This window comes from Johannesbaptistia floridana (assembly GCF_057440575.1).
In genome coordinates this window covers 1-2,347 of record NZ_JALKVM010000183.1, presented here as the reverse complement: position 1 = coordinate 2,347, position 2,347 = coordinate 1, and the positions used below count along the sequence as shown (strand labels likewise).

1 protein-coding gene is annotated in these 2,347 nt (G+C 38.2%); it reads right to left on the bottom strand.

The features are described from left to right. Positions 1–194 precede the first annotated feature (194 nt). A partial coding sequence (locus tag MW688_RS12435) for a WD40 repeat domain-containing protein (protein ID WP_486736323.1) occupies positions 195–2,347 on the bottom strand: 2,153 nt, incomplete at its 5' end.

The window sequence follows — 2,347 nt, the reverse complement described above, 5'->3', positions numbered from 1 at the left end:
ATGAGTTTTGAAGTAATAAGTAATGAGTAATGAGTAAGAAGCCAGTAACCTGTAGCTTGTAGGTTGGGCTGGGAGATAACCCAACAAACATGAGTAATAAGTAATGAGTAACGAGTAATGAGTAAGAAGCCTGTAACGCACCAAATTAAATCAGCGCTATAGGGCAACCTCTTTTGCTGATACAAGAAAACAATTTAATCGCCTAAAAACCGCAACAAAGTTTGATAGTCTGTAAGATCATCCCAAGGAGCAACAAAAATAAACCAATTGTATTTGTTAATAGCGGCGATCGCTGTTTGTCTATCTATTGTCAAACCTAAGCTCATAAAACCTTTGATAAGCTCTTTTACTTCAGTAGGTTGAGCTTGATTAATTGCTGTAATTAATTCTTGTTGTAATGGTTTTTGAGCAAGTTTTAAGGGAATTGTCGGTGTTTTCGGTGGAGGGGAAGTAATGCTTAAAGGTAAAATTTTCTTGAATAAATCAAGCATTTCTCCTAAGATATCTTTGATGGTAGTAAGTGCCGCAAAATTTTCGATGCCTTCTAGTTGATAAAGTTGTTGCAAGCGACTGTATATATCAGTAGCTATTTCGGTGATGTTAACTTCTTTCTCTATTTCTTCCTTAAAAATTTCCATGGCTTTGGGAAAATCTTGGCCCTCAAATTTCATCAAATTATGAATAAATTCATGTAGGGTAGCTAGTGCCGCCATCATGCTTTGTTTCATATCATATAAAGCGATCGCGTGAATTGATTTATCTTCAATCCCCTTCAACCCGGGAAACACCGACTGATAATGTTTTTCACCATTTATCAACAGAAAATTGAGAGATTGTAAACACAAATCTGTATCTAATAAAGGGGTTTGATTCTGGAGTGAAAATCCTGGGTTTTCTGGTTGTGCTTGTTTGAGGATATATTCATAAAAACTGTAGTGATTAGCGTGATTTTGTAACCAACGGAGAAAAAATGCCTGTGGTTTATCAAAGTATGTCAGAGCATTTACTTGAGGAGGATTGAAAGAAGGAGGAGCATTTTGATTAATTTCTAGCAATTGCAACATTTTTTCTAAATTAACTAACTTCACTGTTTTATCAAAAGAGCGAGTAGCGAGATATTGACCATCAGGAGAAAATGCCACATCCTCAACCTTATCCTGATGACGAATGGTAGTAACTTCCTTGCCATTAGATACCTTGACTAACTTCGCTGTTTTATCAAAAGAGCCAGTAGCGAGATATTGACCATCAGGAGAAAATTTCACACCCCAACTCCCGTGATGACCAATGGTAATAACTTCCTTGCCATTAGATACCTTGACTAACTTCGCTGTTTTATCAAAAGAGCCAGTAGCGAGATATTCACCATCAGGGGAAAATTTCAAAAAGCGAAGCTCATCCTGGTGGCGAATAGTAGTAACTTCTTCTCCACTAGACACCTTGACTAACTTTACCGTATTACTAGATGTAGCAACGAGATATTGACCATCAGGAGAAAATTTCACAGCCGAAACCCTATCCTGATGACGAATGGTGGTAATGTAGTCACCACTAGACACCTTGACCAACTTCGCTGTTTTATCCTCCGAGCTAGTAGCGAGATATTCACCATCAGGGGAAAATGCCACAGCCAACATCCAACCTTGATGACTAATGGTGGTTATTTTTTCACCACTAGACACCTTGACTAACTTCACTGTATTATTCTCAGAGTGAGTAGCGAGATATTGACCATCAGGGGAAATTTTCACATCAAAAACCCTATCCTCATGAAGAATGGTGGTTATTTTTTCACCACTAGACACCTTGACTAACTTCACTGTTTTATCCTTAGAGCTAGTAGCGAGATATTGACCATCAGGAGAAAATTGCACATCAAAAACTTTATCCTGATGAGGAATAGTAGTAACGTAGTCACCACTAGACACCTTGACTAACTTCACTGTATTATCCCAAGAGCGAGTAGCGAGATATTGACCATCAGGGGAAAATGCCATATCCTCAAGGTTATCCTGATGACGAATGGTAGTAACTTCCTTGCCATTAGATACCTTGACTAACTTCGCTGTTTTATCAAAAGAGCGAGTAGCCAGATATTGACCATCAGGGGAAAATGCCATATCCTCAAGGTTATCCTGATGACGAATGGTAGTAACTTCCTTGCCATTAGATACCTTGACTAACTTCACTGTTTTATCTCTAGATTCAGTAGCGAGATATTGACCATCAGGAGAAAATTTCACATCAAAAACCCAAGCCTGATGACGAATGGTGGTAATGTAATACTCTTCCTTGACAATTTTCAAGAACAATTCTCTCATAATCGCCTCAATTAGCGACTTATCTT